The sequence below is a fragment of the Aeromonas sp. s6 genome (assembly GCF_040907815.1).
GTDB classification, from domain to species: domain Bacteria; phylum Pseudomonadota; class Gammaproteobacteria; order Enterobacterales; family Aeromonadaceae; genus Aeromonas; species Aeromonas caviae.
This window is the reverse complement of sequence record NZ_JBFOCN010000095.1, coordinates 120,123-135,087: the sequence shown is the minus strand read 5'-3', so window position 1 is coordinate 135,087 and position 14,965 is coordinate 120,123. Positions and strand designations below refer to the sequence as shown.

General features: G+C 62.1%; 11 protein-coding genes and 1 tRNA gene. 7 read left to right on the top strand and 5 right to left on the bottom strand.

The window, feature by feature from the left end; genetic code table 11:
- Window positions 1–123: 123 nt before the first annotated feature.
- Window positions 124–1,476 (bottom strand): 23S rRNA (uracil(1939)-C(5))-methyltransferase RlmD, encoded by a 1,353-nt coding sequence (rlmD, locus tag AB5Y50_RS15090; protein WP_039039940.1) that lies wholly within the window; start codon window positions 1,474–1,476, stop codon window positions 124–126.
- 231 nt (window positions 1,477–1,707) lie between these two features.
- A complete protein-coding gene (amt, locus tag AB5Y50_RS15085; protein WP_010673021.1) occupies window positions 1,708–3,135 on the bottom strand; it encodes an ammonium transporter in 1,428 nt (475 codons plus the stop codon).
- Window positions 3,136–3,667: 532 nt separating this feature from the next.
- Here amt and AB5Y50_RS15080 point away from each other — a divergent pair.
- Window positions 3,668–4,036 carry a VOC family protein gene (locus AB5Y50_RS15080; RefSeq protein WP_042882282.1) on the top strand — a complete coding sequence of 123 codons (369 nt, stop codon included), beginning with the start codon at window positions 3,668–3,670 and terminating at the stop codon, window positions 4,034–4,036.
- 305 nt (window positions 4,037–4,341) lie between these two features.
- Here the strand turns inward: AB5Y50_RS15080 and AB5Y50_RS15075 are convergent.
- Window positions 4,342–4,426 (bottom strand) — tRNA-Leu (locus AB5Y50_RS15075).
- 143 nt (window positions 4,427–4,569) lie between these two features.
- On the opposite strand from AB5Y50_RS15075, the gene AB5Y50_RS15070 reads away from it, so the two are divergent.
- Window positions 4,570–5,082, top strand: coding sequence for an RDD family protein (locus tag AB5Y50_RS15070; RefSeq protein ID WP_223933131.1), 513 nt, complete (start codon window positions 4,570–4,572; stop codon window positions 5,080–5,082).
- 142 nt (window positions 5,083–5,224) lie between these two features.
- On the opposite strand, the gene lptG is transcribed toward AB5Y50_RS15070, so the two are convergent.
- Together lptG and lptF are read right to left on the bottom strand one after the other, a co-directional pair.
- Window positions 5,225–6,295, bottom strand: a complete 1,071-nt coding sequence (lptG, locus tag AB5Y50_RS15065; protein WP_041210919.1) for an LPS export ABC transporter permease LptG — start codon at window positions 6,293–6,295, stop codon at window positions 5,225–5,227.
- A 25-nt stretch (window positions 6,296–6,320) separates the two neighbouring features.
- On the bottom strand, window positions 6,321–7,433 hold the full coding sequence (lptF, locus tag AB5Y50_RS15060; RefSeq protein WP_029313726.1) for an LPS export ABC transporter permease LptF: 1,113 nt from the start codon (window positions 7,431–7,433) through the stop codon (window positions 6,321–6,323).
- Window positions 7,434–7,605: 172 nt separating this feature from the next.
- On the opposite strand from lptF, the gene pepA reads away from it, so the two are divergent.
- The 5 genes from pepA (at window position 7,606) to AB5Y50_RS15035 (ending at window position 14,844) form a co-directional block, all read left to right on the top strand.
- Window positions 7,606–9,117 carry a leucyl aminopeptidase gene (gene pepA / locus AB5Y50_RS15055; protein WP_010672960.1) on the top strand — a complete coding sequence of 504 codons (1,512 nt, stop codon included), beginning with the start codon at window positions 7,606–7,608 and terminating at the stop codon, window positions 9,115–9,117.
- A 169-nt stretch (window positions 9,118–9,286) separates the two neighbouring features.
- On the top strand, window positions 9,287–9,742 hold the full coding sequence (locus tag AB5Y50_RS15050) for a DNA polymerase III subunit chi (protein ID WP_010672959.1): 456 nt from the start codon (window positions 9,287–9,289) through the stop codon (window positions 9,740–9,742).
- 65 nt (window positions 9,743–9,807) lie between these two features.
- Window positions 9,808–12,660 carry a valine--tRNA ligase gene (locus AB5Y50_RS15045; protein WP_223933129.1) on the top strand — a complete coding sequence of 951 codons (2,853 nt, stop codon included), beginning with the start codon at window positions 9,808–9,810 and terminating at the stop codon, window positions 12,658–12,660.
- A gap of 207 nt (window positions 12,661–12,867) precedes the next feature.
- On the top strand, window positions 12,868–14,160 hold the full coding sequence (locus AB5Y50_RS15040; protein ID WP_029313724.1) for a hemolysin family protein: 1,293 nt from the start codon (window positions 12,868–12,870) through the stop codon (window positions 14,158–14,160).
- A gap of 18 nt (window positions 14,161–14,178) precedes the next feature.
- Window positions 14,179–14,844 (top strand): DedA family protein, encoded by a 666-nt coding sequence (locus AB5Y50_RS15035; RefSeq protein ID WP_039040923.1) that lies wholly within the window; start codon window positions 14,179–14,181, stop codon window positions 14,842–14,844.
- Window positions 14,845–14,965 lie beyond the last annotated feature (121 nt).

The following is a 14,965-nucleotide window of genomic DNA, read 5'->3' as shown; positions in this document are numbered from 1 at the left end:
GTCGTTTTTATCAGAGCCATCTGGCTAACGCCACGCCCTCGGCCCGATCAGGCTTTCGCTGGCAGGCTCAGGCAGGCGACCACTTCCACCTGCATCGCGCGAGGGGAAGATCCCGAGCGACGATCAGGCCTTGGCAGGCAGGCTCAGGCGAGCAACCGCTTCCACGTGCATGGAGTGCGGGAACATGTCCACCGGCTGCACCTCGTCCAGCACGAAGCCCTGCTTGACCAGCCAGGCGAGATCCCGGGCCAGTGTCTGGGGGTTGCAGGAGACATAGACCAGACGGCGCGGCGCCATGGCCACCAGGGTTTGCAATACCGCCTTGTCACAGCCCTTGCGGGGCGGATCCATCACCACCACATCGGCGCTCACCCCGTCGGCGTGCAGGGCAGGCATCAGCTGCTCCGCCTTGCCCACGTGGAACTCGGTCTGCTCGATGCCGTTGAGGGCCGCATTGCGACGGGCATCGCTGATGGCGCTCTCCACCGACTCGATCCCCACCACCTTGGCGGCCTTGCCTGCCAGGAACAGGGAGATGGTGCCGATGCCGCAATAGATGTCGAACACCGTCTCGCTGCCGGTCAGCTCGCAATACTCCAGCGCCTTGGAGTAGAGCACGTCGGTCTGGCTCGGGTTGTTCTGGAAGAAGGAGAGGGGCGAGATCTCGAATTCGAGCTCGTGGATCTTGTCGCGGATCACCCCGCTGCCCAGCAGCACCCGGTTCTTGTCACCCAGGATGCGGTTGGTGCGCGCCTCGTTGATGTTCTGCACCAGAGTAGTGACCGGCAGATCCGCCAGGGCCGCCAGCAGCTCGGCTTCGAACGGCAGCGCTTCGCCCAGGGTCACCAGCACCACCATCAGCTCGCCGCTCTTGAAGCCCTTGCGGGTCATCAGGTTGCGCACGCAGCCGGTGTGGGCCACCTCGTCATAGGCCGCGATGTCGTGCTCGCGCATCCAGTTGCGTACCCGGGCATTGAGCTCCACGTGCAGGGAGTCCTGCACCGCGCAATCATCGGCGGTGATGAGGTCATGGGAGTGCTTGCGGTAGAAGCCGATCTCGGCGCCCGCCTCGCTGCCACGCACCGCGTACTGGGCCTTGTTGCGGTAGGCAAACGGCGTCTCCATGCCGAGGATGGGGTTGACCACGGCCTCACCCAGCCCGACCTGCTCCAGTGCGCTCTGCACCAGGCTCTGCTTGAGGGCAAGCTGGGCCGGATAGGCCAGCGGGCGCACTTGGCAGCCACCGCATTCGGTGTTGGGGCAAAAATCGGCCACCCGATCGGCAGAGGGCTGGGTCAACTCGACCAGCTTGCCGTGCAGGTAGTTCGGTTTGACCTCGGTCAACTCGACCAGCGCCTGCTCACCGGGCAGCAGACCCTCGACAAACAGGGGGCGATCGAACAGGCGACCCTTGCCATCCCCCTTGTCGGTCAGTTCCAGAATATCGATCTGATGTTGGTGTCCCACTAACGGCATGAGCGGCTCCGAAGGCATGAAAGAGAGGGTGAAGACGGGGCAGACCCGGCGACCCCGAATAAAGGGTGGCAGAGTTTAGCGGAGATCCGCCCAAAATGCAGGCATAAAAGACCCGGCAAACACAAATAGCGACCCCGGCCACCAGCGGCCCGGTCCGGGCAGCCTGGCCAGCCCGCCCCAATAAAAAAACCGCCGGACGGGGCCGGCGGTATGACATTCATGGCAGCAGGATCAATGGCTGTAGGCTTTCTCGCCGTGGCTGGTCACGTCCAACCCTTCGCGCTCGGCATCTTCCTTCACCCGCAGACCGATCAGCAGGTCCACCAGCTTGTAGGCCACGGCCGAGACCAGGGCGGTCCAGACCACGGTCACCCCCACGCCGATGACCTGTACCTTGACCTGGGCCAGGATGGAGTACCCCTCGGCCACCTGGTTGGTCACATAGTCCCACACCCCGGTGCCGCCCAGATCCGGGCTGGCGAACACCCCGGTCAGCACGGCACCCAGGATCCCGCACACCCCGTGCAGGCCGAACACGTCCAGGCTGTCATCGGCCCCCAGCAGACGCTTGAGACCGTGCACGCCCCACAGACCAGCCACACCGCTGAGCAGGCCGATGATGAGGGCGCCCCCCACACCGACGAAACCGGCGGCAGGGGTGATGGCGACCAGACCCGCCACCGCACCGGAGACAGCGCCAAGCAGGGAGGGACGACCCTTCATCGCCCACTCGGCGAAGGTCCAGGAGAGGGCGGCAGCGGCCGGCGCGATCCAGGTGTTGGCGAAGGCCAGGGCCGCCGTGCCGTTGGCTTCGAGGGAGGAGCCAGCGTTGAAGCCGAACCAGCCGAACCACAGCAGGGCGGCACCGATCATGGTCATGGTCAGGCTGTGGGGGGTCATGGGGTCACGGCCATAGCCAACCCGTTTGCCCACCATGAAGGCCCCTACCAGACCGGCCACCGCGGCGTTGATGTGCACCACTGTGCCGCCGGCGAAGTCCAGAGCGCCGTGCTGGAACAGATAGCCTGCGGTGGCACCGGCCGCTTCGGCGGCGGCCGCATCCGTGTAGGCATCCGGACCCGCCCAGTACCACACCATGTGCGCCATCGGGATATAGGCGAAGGTGAACCAGATCACCGCGAACAGCAGCACCGCCGAGAACTTCATCCGCTCGGCAAAGCCGCCGACGATAAGCCCGCAGGTGATGGCGGCAAAGGCACCCTGGAACACCACGTAGATGAACTCGCTGATCCCGACCCCCTTGCTGAAGGTGGCGGCGATGGAATCCGGCGTCACCCCCATCAACAGCACCTTGTCGAAGGAGCCGTAGAAGGCGCCGCCCTCGGTGAAGGCCAGGGAGTAGCCGTAGACCACCCAGAGGACGGTGATGAGGCAGAACAGGGTGAACACCTGCATCAGCACGCTCAGCATGTTCTTGGCGCGCACCAGGCCGCCGTAGAAGAGGGCGAGGCCCGGTACGGACATCAGGATCACCAGGGCCGCCGCCACCATCAGCCAGGTATTGTCCCCCTTGTTGATGGTCACGGTCGCGGCCGCCTGTACCACATCGGCCTGCGCGGCCACCTCTTCGGCCCAGCCCGGAGCGGCCATGGTGGCGGCCAGCGCCAGCAGGCCAGTCATTACGAGTCTCTTGAACATACAGCCCTCTCCTTGTCGTCCCGGCATCCGGGTCCATTTCCTGATATGCATTTCCAACCTGGCCACCTGCCCACCGCACCTGTGTGGCTCACGGAGACATCATGGCGACATGACATGGGGAAAGCATAAAGCAGGCCAAGAAAAATAATCCTTTTATTTCATAGCGTTATGTTTTTATCACATTCAACACGCACCATCTTGGCGCACGATGCCCGGTTACAGGGGGAAAATCGCACTTTGGCTGTGCATTGCCGGGAAAGTGCACCAGGATGACCCAATCGCCTCACAATGACAGGGCGAACCCGTGGTGATGTCACCCTGGCAGGCTTATCTATCCCGCTAAGGTATTTATGAAATAAATGAAATGGGCCATACCATGGTGAAATCAAATGAGGCTGACGGCCAATATCCCCCCACCCGAGGGGCACAAGCACTTTAAGAGTGCAAACTCGCACCATTCGTCTGGTCTGCCCCGAAATGCCCGGTCATACTGGCAAGCCATCTTCCCTGTTCCCAGCGCCGCGAGGAGCCCATGCCCAATCTCAACGTGACCGAAATCAAGGCCTTCGTGCCTGCCCGGGATTTCACGCAGTCAAAGCAGTTCTATCAGGATCTCGGCTTTACCCTGGCCTCCGATGGCGACGGCGTGGCCTATTTTCATCTCGGCAACGCAAGCTTCCTGCTGCAGGATGGCAATCCCCCGGGGCTGGCCGAGCAGCTCATGATGCACCTCCTGGTGGAGGACGTGGCCGCCTGGCAGGCCCAAGTGGAGGCGAGCCAGGTCGCCGCCCGCTACGGCGTCAGGGTCACGGAGCTCGTCACCCAGCCGTGGCGCATGAAGGAGTTCTGTCTGTACGATCCCGCCGGCGTGCTGTGGCGCATCGCGCAGAATATCGACTGAGGGGATGGCAGTCCGAGAGGCTGATGGCCCGAGCGCCTGTGGGTCTGAAGGTCTGAAGGTCTGAAGGTCTGAAGGTCTGAAGGTCTGAGGGTCTGAGGGTCTGAGGGTCTGAGGGTCTGAGGGTCTGAGGGTCTGAGGGTCTGTGGGTCTGTGGGTCTGTGGGTCTGTGGGTCTGTGGGTCTGTGGGTCTGTGGGTCTGTGGGTCTGTGGGTCTGTGGGTCTGTGGGTCTGTGGGTACACCTCTTCGCACCGCCCGGAAAAACAAAAGGCCATCCGCGAGGATGGCCTTTTGTTATGGAATCTGATGGTGCCCGGGGTCGGACTCGAACCGACACGTATTGCTACGGCGGATTTTGAATCCGCTGCGTCTACCGATTTCGCCACCCGGGCAGCTGCGAGGGATTATACGAATGGCGCTTGGCCATGCAAGGTGTTTTTCTTGCGCCCACCGTTGTTTGCTCATTTATTCAACGCCTTGCCGATGCCAGGCCAGTTACATAGAATGCCCGCATCATATTAATGGAATAATCATCATGGCCAAGCGCAAGACCCCCTCCCCTCTCCAGCCTGCTCCCCGGCATCCGTCCGCCGGTCTGCTGCGCCGTCTCGGCGCCCTGCTCTATGACTATCTGGTGGTGATTGCCCTGCTGATCATCGCCGGCTTCATCGGGATGGGTGTGGCCCACCTGCTGCTGGCCACCGGCATGGCGACCGTGCCCGAGGGCAAGGATGCCGCCTGGCTGCTCACCAGCCCCCTCTACAGCGCCTGGCTGGCCTTCGTCATCTGCGGTTTCTACACCTGGTTCTGGGTCCGCGCCGGCCAGACCATCGGCATGCGGGCCTGGCGCCTGCGCATCCAGAACCTGGACGGCAGCAACATTCGCGTCACCCAGGCCCTGATCCGGCTCGCTACCTCGGCCTTTGGCCTGGGCAACCTGCTGTGTGTGTTCAATCGCGCCCGCCCCCGCGCCTTCCAGGACATCTGGGCCGAGTGCGAGGTGGTGGTACTCGGCAAGGCAGAAAACCTGGAGCAGCTCAATCGCTGATCCCAGGCGGCAACGCAAAAGGGCACCCCGAGGTGCCCTTTTTGTTGACCAGAACTGAGTGCTTGCAGCCCAGAACCTTGACGGAAACGGTGCATCGAGAGCAATGGCCGCCTTTTGTCAGCAGCCCGCCTCCTTCAGGCCGCTACTGCTTGCGGCTCAGGATATAGAAGGAGATGCCGCCAAACAGCAGGCTGGGTGCTATGGCCGCGAGGATGGGCGGGACCGCATAGACCAGGCTGACCGGGCCGAACACCCTGTCGCTCACATAGACCGCGAAGCCGGTCATGATCCCCATCAGCATCCGCGCCCCCATGCTCACCGAACGCAGCGGGCCGAAGATGAAGGAGGAGGCGAGCAGTATCATGGCCACCACGGAGAGCGGTGAGAGCAGCTTGCGCCACATCTCCAGCTTGTAGCGTCCAGCATCCTGCTTGTTGGCATCCAGATAACCGATGTAGTCCCGCAGCCCCGAGATGGGCAGGTTCTCGGGATCGATGCTGACCACCCCGAGCTGCTTGGGGGTCAGCTCGGATTGCCAGGCCATCTGGGCATGCTGTTCGTCCTGGATCCGGGTGGGATCGTCAAACCGGGTGATGTGCACCTGTTTCAGCAGCCAGTGGTGATCCTCGAACACCCCCTCCTTCGCCTGCACCACGTCGATCAGGTTGCGGGACGGAGTGAAGCGGTAGAGGGTGATGCCGGTCAGGGCGCCATCGTTGCGCACCCCGTTGATGTTGACGAAGTTGTTGCCATCCCGTGCCCAGACCCCGTAGGCCGAGACCGTGAGCCGCCCTTCCGACATGGCCCCCGCCTTGATGTCATCCGCCATCCGCTTGGCGGCCGGTGCGACGTACTCGCCCATCAGCCCCACCAGCAGCATCAGGGGAATGGCGGTCTTGAGCGCCGCCATGACGATGCTGATCTTGGAGCGTCCCGCCGCCTGCATCACCACCAGCTCGGAGCTGGTCGCGAGCTGGCCCAGACCGATGAGGCCACCGAGCAGGGCCGCCAGGGGGAAGAAGAGCACCGCCTCCTTGGGCATGGAGAGCAGCACGTAGTAGAGGGCGTTGAGCATGTCGTAGTTGCCTTCCCCGACCGCCTTCAACTGCTCCACGTACTTGATGAGCGCGGCCAGCCCGACCAGGGTCAGCTCGCACAGCAGGATCGACATGAAGATGACCCTGCCTATGTATCTATCGAGAATGCCGAACATCAGCAGAGACTCCCAGGTTGCAGCATCATGCTGACTTTCTCTTGAACAATTGCCCTTTGACCCCGTTCCACCAGCTGGTGCCCTGCAGGTTGAGAGGCAACCCTATCAGCAGCAGATAGACCAGGGGCACCAGGAACATCCCGGGCCAATGGGGCAGACGCCCGCTGTCGATGGCCGACCGGGCGGCACTGAGCAGCAGGAAATAGGAGAGATAGAGCAGGATGGCCGGCAGCAGCTTGGCGTAACGCCCCTGACGGGGATTGACCCGCGCCATCGGCACCACCAGGAAGGTGAGCACCAGGATGGAGAGGGGCAGCGACAGGCGCCACTGCAATTCGGCCATCAGCTGGTTGTCCTGGGTGCCGAGCAATGCCAGGGTCGGCTTGGCCGCCGCCTTGCGGTTGGATCGCTCCATCTCCTGCTGGCGGATCACCAGGCTGTATTCACGGAACTCCGATACCTGGAACTGCTTGCCGGTGAAATGCCCCTCGTAGCGCGAGCCATCCTTCAGGGTCAGCCACTGCAAGCCGTTGCTGTCGGCGGTCACCTGCCCCTCGTTGGCCACCACCACTGACGGGGGTGAGCCCCCCTCGGCCCGTTGCAGCACGAAGATTTTCTGCAACTCCGACCCCTTGTCGTTCAGATCCTGGATGTAGGCCACCAGGCGCCCCTTGTCGAGCTCCATGAAGCGGCCGGCCTGCAGGAAAGAGATACCGGGATCGGCCTTGAACTCGTCGATCACCTGGTACTCCCGCTCCTTGGCCTGGGGGGCGACCCAGCCGGTGTTGAACGCCGCGACGGCGGCGGTCAGCAGGGCCAGCACCAGGGCGCTGCCCATGATGAAACGGTGACTGAAACCCACCGCGTGCATCACCGTCATTTCGCTTTCAGCGTACAAACGGCCGTGAGCAAACAGAATGGCTAAAAACAGACTGATAGGCAGCATCAACAACGCCATATTCGGCAGGTTGAGCAGCAGGAGGGTGGATACCAGGCGCGTCGGCACCTCACCATCGGCGGCATCGCCAATGATCTGGATAAATTGCTGGCTGACGAAGATAAGCAGCAGCACGAACAGCACCGCCAGCTGGGTTTTCAGGGTCTCCCTGAACAAATATCGGAAAACGATCACAGTCATTCCCAAGTAAACTTGTGTTTTTAGTCGAATGCCTGAAAAATAGGGCCCTATATTGGATTTTTACCAGTTTGAACTGCGGAGCCTGTGACTGTTCGCTCCGCCTCTGATACCCCAACAAGCACCGCATTATTCAATAAATGGTGCCTTTTGTCTTTAGGATGTAGGAGATTCCATGGAGTTCAGTGTAAAGAGTGGCAGTCCTGAGAAGCAACGCAGTGCCTGCGTCGTGGTCGGCGTTTTTGAGCCCCGCCGCCTCTCTCCGGTTGCCGAACAGCTGGACAAGATCAGCGACGGCTACCTCAGCTCGCTGCTGCGCCGTGGCGACCTGGAAGGGAAACCGGGCCAGATGCTGCTGCTGCATCAAGTACCGGGCGTGCTCAGCGAGCGCGTACTGCTGGTCGGGTGCGGCAAGGAGCGCGAACTCGACGAGCGCCAGTACAAGCAGATCATCAACAAGACCATCACCACCCTGAACGAAACCGGCTCCATGGAAGCGGTCTGCTTCCTGACCGAGCTGCACGTCAAGGGTCGGGATACCTACTGGAAGGTGCGTCAGGCGGTTGAAACCACCAAGGCAGGCCTCTACAGCTTCGATCAGTTCAAGACCAACAAGGCCGAACCGCGCCGTCCGTTGCGCAAGCTGGTCTTCAACGTGCCGACGCGTCGGGAACTGACCATAGGCGAGCGCGCCATCAACCACGGCCTGGCCGTGGCGAAAGGGGTGCGCATCTGCCGCGACGTGGCGAACATGCCGCCCAACGTCTGCAATCCCGCCTACCTCGCCTCCCAGGCCCGCCGTCTGGCGGATGCCTATGACAACATCACCACCAGGGTGGTGGGGGAGCAGGAGATGGCCGAGCTCGGCATGAACTCCTACCTCGCAGTGGCCCGCGGCTCCGAGAACGAAGCCATGATGGCCATCATCGAGTACAAGGGCAACGCCGACGCCAAGCCCATCGTGCTGGTGGGCAAGGGGCTGACCTTCGACTCCGGCGGCATCTCCATCAAGCCGGCAGACGGCATGGACGAGATGAAGTACGACATGGGTGGCGCCGCCTCCGTGCTCGGCACCATGCACGCCCTGGCCCAGTTGCAGCTGCCCATCAACGTCATCGGCGTGCTGGCGGGCTGCGAGAACATGCCGGGGGGCAACGCCTACCGCCCCGGTGACATCCTCACTACCATGTCCGGCCAGACCGTCGAGGTACTCAACACCGACGCCGAAGGCCGCCTGGTGCTGTGCGATGCCCTCACCTATGTGGACCGCTACGATCCCGAGACCGTGATCGATGTGGCGACCCTGACCGGTGCCTGCATCATCGCCCTGGGCCACCATACCTCTGGCCTCTTGGCGAACCACAACCCCCTGGCCCACGAGCTGCTCAACGCCTCCGAACAGGCTGGCGATCGCGCCTGGCGCCTGCCCCTGTTCGACGAGTATCAGGAGCAGCTGGAAAGCCCGTTCGCGGACATGGCCAACATCGGTGGCCGTCCGGCCGGTACCATCACCGCCGCCGCCTTCCTGTCGCGCTTCACCAAGAAGTACAACTGGGCCCACCTGGATATCGCAGGAACCGCCTGGAAGAGCGGCAAGGAGAAGGGCTCCACCGGCCGTCCTGTGCCCCTGCTGACCCAGTTCCTGCTCAACCGGGCCGGCGTGGCGGACGTCGAAGACAAGGAGTGATCCCCTTCCCCATCGACTCGAAGAGCGATGCGAGAAGGCGTTACCCTGTATCACAAGGAAGAGGCCTGCCTCTTCCTTGTTTCATTGAGAGAATCCGGGAAGTCCGTGCCAGACGCGGCTCCCGAAGACGGCCAATCGCTGTCCGTCACAGCCAAACGGGACCGACCTGATGAGCCAAGTGACCTTTTACCTGATGAGCCAGCCCGATGATGCGGATGCCTCCGCCGTCGAGCGCCTCGCCTGCCAGCTTGCGGCCGATGGCTGGAGCGCAGGCCACCTCTATCTGCTGTGCGAGGACGAGGCCCAGGCCCTGCGTCTGGACGAGCTGTTGTGGCAGTTGCCGCCCGATCGCTTCGTGCCGCACCAGTTGCAGGGGGAGAGCGGTCAGGCTCCGGTGGAGATAGGCCATCAGCCGCCACGGCGGCGCTATGCCTGCCTCATCAACCTGGCCCGGCAGACACCTTTGTTTGCAGGACACTTCGCTCAAGTGGTAGATTTTGTCCCCACTGACGAAACGCAAAAGCAGCAAGCCCGCGAGCGCTACAAGCACTATCGCCAGGCGGGCCATACCCTCGAGATGAGGGATCAGCCCGTCCTTGCCGCACCGGATCCGGCGCAGCCCTGACTGTGCCACCCTCGATCCACGACGAATCAACACCAGAATCCATCCATCCAGAATACGGCGAGACCATGGAAAAGACTTTTAATCACAACGCCATCGAACAGGCGCTCTACCAGCACTGGGAAGCCCAGGGCTACTTCAAGCCCCACGGCGACACCAGCAAAGACTCCTTCTGCATCATGATCCCGCCGCCGAACGTCACCGGCAGCCTGCACATGGGTCACGCCTTCCAGCAGACCCTGATGGACACCCTGATCCGCTACAACCGCATGCAGGGCAAGAACACCCTGTGGCAGGCGGGTACCGACCACGCCGGTATCGCCACCCAGATGGTGGTTGAGCGCAAGATCGCCGCAGAAGAGGGCAAGACCCGCCACGATTACGGCCGGGAAGCCTTCATCGACAAGATCTGGCAGTGGAAGGAAGAGTCCGGTGGCACCATCACCCGTCAAATGCGCCGTCTGGGTGACTCCGTGGATTGGGAGCGCGAGCGCTTCACCATGGATGAGGGCCTCTCCGCCGCCGTCCAGGAAGTGTTCGTGCGCCTGTACGAAGACGGCCTGATGTACCGCGGCAAGCGTCTGGTGAACTGGGATCCCAAGCTCAACACCGCCATCTCCGACCTGGAAGTGGAAAACCGCGAGATCAAGGGCCACATGTGGCACCTTCGCTACCCGCTGGCCAACGGCGCCAAGACCGCCGAAGGCCAGGATCACCTGATCGTCGCCACCACCCGTCCGGAAACCATGCTGGGTGATACCGCCGTGGCCGTGAACCCGGAAGACCCCCGCTACAAGGCGCTGATCGGCCAGCACATCCTGCTGCCGCTGGTGAACCGTCTGATACCCATCGTTGCCGACGAACACGCCGACATGGAGAAGGGCACCGGCTGCGTGAAAATCACCCCGGCCCACGACTTCAACGACAACGAAGTGGGCAAGCGCCACAACCTGCCGATGATCAACATCTTCACCCTGGACGCCCACGTGCGTGCCGAGGCCGAAGTGGTCGATACCAATGGCAACCCGAGCACCGCCTATGACGCCGCCCTGCCGACCGAGTTCGCCGGGATGGAGCGCTTCGCCGCCCGCAAGGCCATCGTCGCCAAGCTGGACGAGCTGGGCCTCCTGGCCGAGATCAAGGATCACGTGCTGCAACAGCCTTACGGCGATCGCGGCGGCGTGCCCATCGAGCCCATGCTGACCGACCAGTGGTACGTGCGCGTGGCCCCCATGGCCAAGACCGCCATCGAGGCGGTGGAAGATGGCCGCATCCAGTTCGTACCGAAGCAGTACGAAAACATGTACTTCTCCTGGATGCGCGACATTCAGGACTGGTGCGTCTCCCGTCAGCTGTGGTGGGGTCACCGCATCCCAGCCTGGTATGACGATGCCGGCAACGTCTACGTGGGCCGCAACGAAGAGGAAGTGCGCGCCAAGCACAGCATCCCGTCCGTGACCGTGCTGCGTCAGGACGAAGACGTGCTCGATACCTGGTTCAGCTCCGCCCTGTGGACCTTCTCCACCCTGGGATGGCCGAACAACACCGAGGCGCTCAAGACCTTCCACCCGACCGACGTGTTGATGAGCGGCTTCGACATCATCTTCTTCTGGATTGCCCGGATGATCATGATGACCATGCACTTCATCAAGGACGAGAACGGCCAGCCGCAAGTCCCGTTCAAGACCGTCTACATCACCGGCCTCATCCGTGACGAAGAAGGCCAGAAGATGTCCAAGTCCAAGGGCAACGTGCTGGACCCCCTGGACATGATCGACGGCATCTCCCTGGAAGACCTGCTGGAGAAGCGCACCGGCAACATGATGCAGCCGCAGATGGCCGAGAAGATCGCCAAGCGCACCGCCAAGCAGTTCCCGGAAGGGATCAATGCCCACGGCACCGACGCCCTGCGCTTCACCCTGGCGGCGCTCGCCTCCACCGGCCGTGACATCAACTGGGACATGAAGCGCCTGGATGGCTACAACAACTTCTGCAACAAGCTGTGGAACGCCTCCCGCTATGTGCTGATGAACACCGAAGATCAGGATTGCGGCTTTGCCGGTGGCGAGATGCAGTTCAGCCTGGCGGATCGCTGGATCCAGTCCCAGCTGCAAGTGGCCATCCGAGACTTCCGCACCGCCCTCGATACCTACCGCTTCGATATCGCGGCAGGCGTCTTGTACGAATTTATCTGGAACCAGTTCTGTGACTGGTATCTGGAGCTGACCAAGCCGGTGCTGACCAAGGGTTCCGAGGCCGAGCAGCGCGCTGCCCGCCACACCCTCGTCAGTGTCCTCGAGACCCTGCTGCGCCTGGCACACCCGATCATCCCGTTCATCACCGAAACCATCTGGAAATCGGTCGCCCCGCTGGCCGGCGTACACGCCGACACCATCATGATTCAGGCTTTCCCGGAATTCGACGCCGCCAAGGTGGACGACGCCGCGATGGCGGATCAGGAGTGGGTGAAGGAGTTCATCGTCAGCATCCGCAACATCCGCGCCGAGATGAACGTGGCCCCGAGCGTGCCCCTCAACGTGCTGCTCCAGTGCGATGCCAAGGATGCCGAGCGCGCCCAGGGCAACAAGGCCTTCCTCAAGTCCCTGGCCCGTCTGGAATCCATCCGCGTACTGGCGGCCGGTGAAACCGCCCCGCTGTCGGTCAAGAAATTGATCGGTGCCACCGAGCTGATGATCCCCATGGCCGGTCTCATCGACAAGGAAGCCGAACTGGCCCGTCTGGCCAAAGAGGTGGCCCGTCTGGTGGGCGAGTGCGGCCGCATCGAAGGCAAGCTCGGCAACGAAGCCTTCGTCGCCAAGGCGCCGGAAGCAGTCATCATCAAGGAGCGCGAGAAGCTGGAAGATTACCGTCTCCAGCTGACCAAGCTGGAAGCTCAGCAGGCCGAGATCGCCGCGCTCTAAGCCACAGCGCAACATGACAAGCCCCCGTTTATCGGGGGCTTTTTCATGTCAGGGGTTCAGTTCTCCCTCTTCTGCCCCGCAGTTTTATCCCTCCCGCCGGGGCGATATTCAAAAATTCACGAGCCAAATCACCTCCTTTCACAAGCGCAGAGCCCGCAAATTCATTACACTGCCAGCGGTCTTTTCTATCGGGAGTGCTGCTGCAGTATGGAAATATTGATCCTGTTTGGATTGATTTTGCTCAATGGCGTCTTCGCCATGTCGGAAATCGCCATCGTGACGGCACGCAAGGCACGCCTCGCCAAAATGGCGAGCGAAGGGAGCCGCTCCGCCGCCATCGCCCTCAAGCTCGGGGAAGATCCGACCCATTTCCTCTCCGCCGTACAGATCGGCATCACCAGCATCGGCCTGCTCAACGGTATCTATGGCGAGTCCCTGCTGGCCCAACCCTTCGCCCTCTGGCTGCAGGAGTGGGGGCTCTCCCCCAAGAGCAGCAGCCTGCTCGCCACCGTCATCGTGGTCGTGCTGGTCACCTATCTCTCCATCGTGGTAGGGGAGCTCGTGCCCAAACGCCTCGGACAGCTCAGCGCCGAGCGCATTGCCTGTCTGGTAGCCCGCCCCATGCTCTGGCTGGCGACCCTGACCCGTCCCTTCGTCTGGTTGCTCTCCGCCTCCACCAATGCCAGCCTGCGGCTGCTGCGGGTCGATCAGCGCAGCAGCAACAACGTCACTCAGGAGGAGATCCACGCCATGCTGGTGGAGGGCTCCGAAGCGGGGGTGATCGAGGACCATGAGCACACTATGTTGCGCAACGTGTTCCGCCTCGACGAACGCAGCCTGGCCTCCCTGATGGTGCCGCGCAGCGACATCCGCTATCTGGACCTGTCACTGCCGCTGGAAGTGAACCTCCAACGTCTGGTGGAGTATCGCCACAGCTTCTTCCCTGTCTGTGACGGCAGCCTGTCGGATCTCGTCGGCATCCTCAACGTCAGCAAGGTGCTGCACGCCTACATCAAGGGAGAGCCCATCGATCTGGCGGCGCTGACCCAGGACGGCAGCCTGCTGCCGGAGACCCTCAACGGCCTGGAGCTGCTCAACCACTTCCGTACCCACTCCGAGCACATGGTGCTGGTGGTGGACGAATATGGCGAGCTGCAGGGGCTGGTCACCCAGCAGGATCTGCTGGAAACCCTGGCCGGCGACTTCCAGCAGGAAGATGGGGAGGACAACTGGGCCTTCCAGCGCGCCGACGGCAGCTGGCTGCTCGACGGCCTCATTCCACTGCCAGAATTGAAGGACTGTCTGGAGCTGGTTCGTCTGCCGGAAGAAGAAAAACATCACTATCACACCCTTGGAGGGCTTATCATGCTGCTCCTTGGCCGCCTTCCCCAGACCGGAGACCTGGTCACCCTGGAACAGTGGCAACTGGAAATCGTGGATATGGACGGCCTGCGCATCGACAAGGTACTTGCCATGCCCTTGACCGACCAACCCAGCTAACCTGCGGAGTTTGCATGTATGGAGCAGTTTTACCACCTGGCTCACGCCTTTATGCATCAGGATCTGGCGACACTCTCTGATCCCAAGATGGTCTTCATGGTCTATGTCGTCCTGCTGACCTTCCTGGTGCTCGAGAATGGCTTTATCCCCACCGCCTTCCTGCCAGGGGATACCCTGCTGATCCTGACCGGCGTGCTGATCTATCAGGGGGTGTTGCCGATGGCAGTGGTCCCGCTGCTGATCATGGCGACCTTCGTCGGTACCTGGCTTGGCTACATGCAGGGGCGTTTCCTCGGCCACACCCGGATGTATCACAGGCTGATGTCCCATCTCGATGACAAGCACAAGGAGAAGGTGCACTACCTGCTCAACAAGTACGGCATCATCACCCTGATCACCGCCCGCTACATCGCCTTCGTGCGTACCGCCTACCCCTATATCGTCGGCGCCAACGAGATCCCCCAGGGGCGCTTCCTGGTGGTCAACCTGATCAGCTCCATCATGTGGATCTGCCCCCTGGTCGGGCTGGGTTACTACCTGAGCCACACCAAGCTGGCCGCGCAGTATGAGTCCCAATTTCTCAGCGTCATTATCTACCTGCCGGTCGTGCTGCTGGTGGGCGGCCTCATCGCTCTGGTCTGGCGCTGGTGGAGCAGACGCAAGCCCGGCGTCTCCAGAGAGTGAGACAAACCACAGGGTCGCCCACAGGCGGCCCTTTTTTATGGAAAATAGTGGCGATTTCCCCCTGCTCGCTCTTGTAAAGCAGGGGCAAAAATGAGTGAATCTAGCGCCTTTTTTCGCTGTG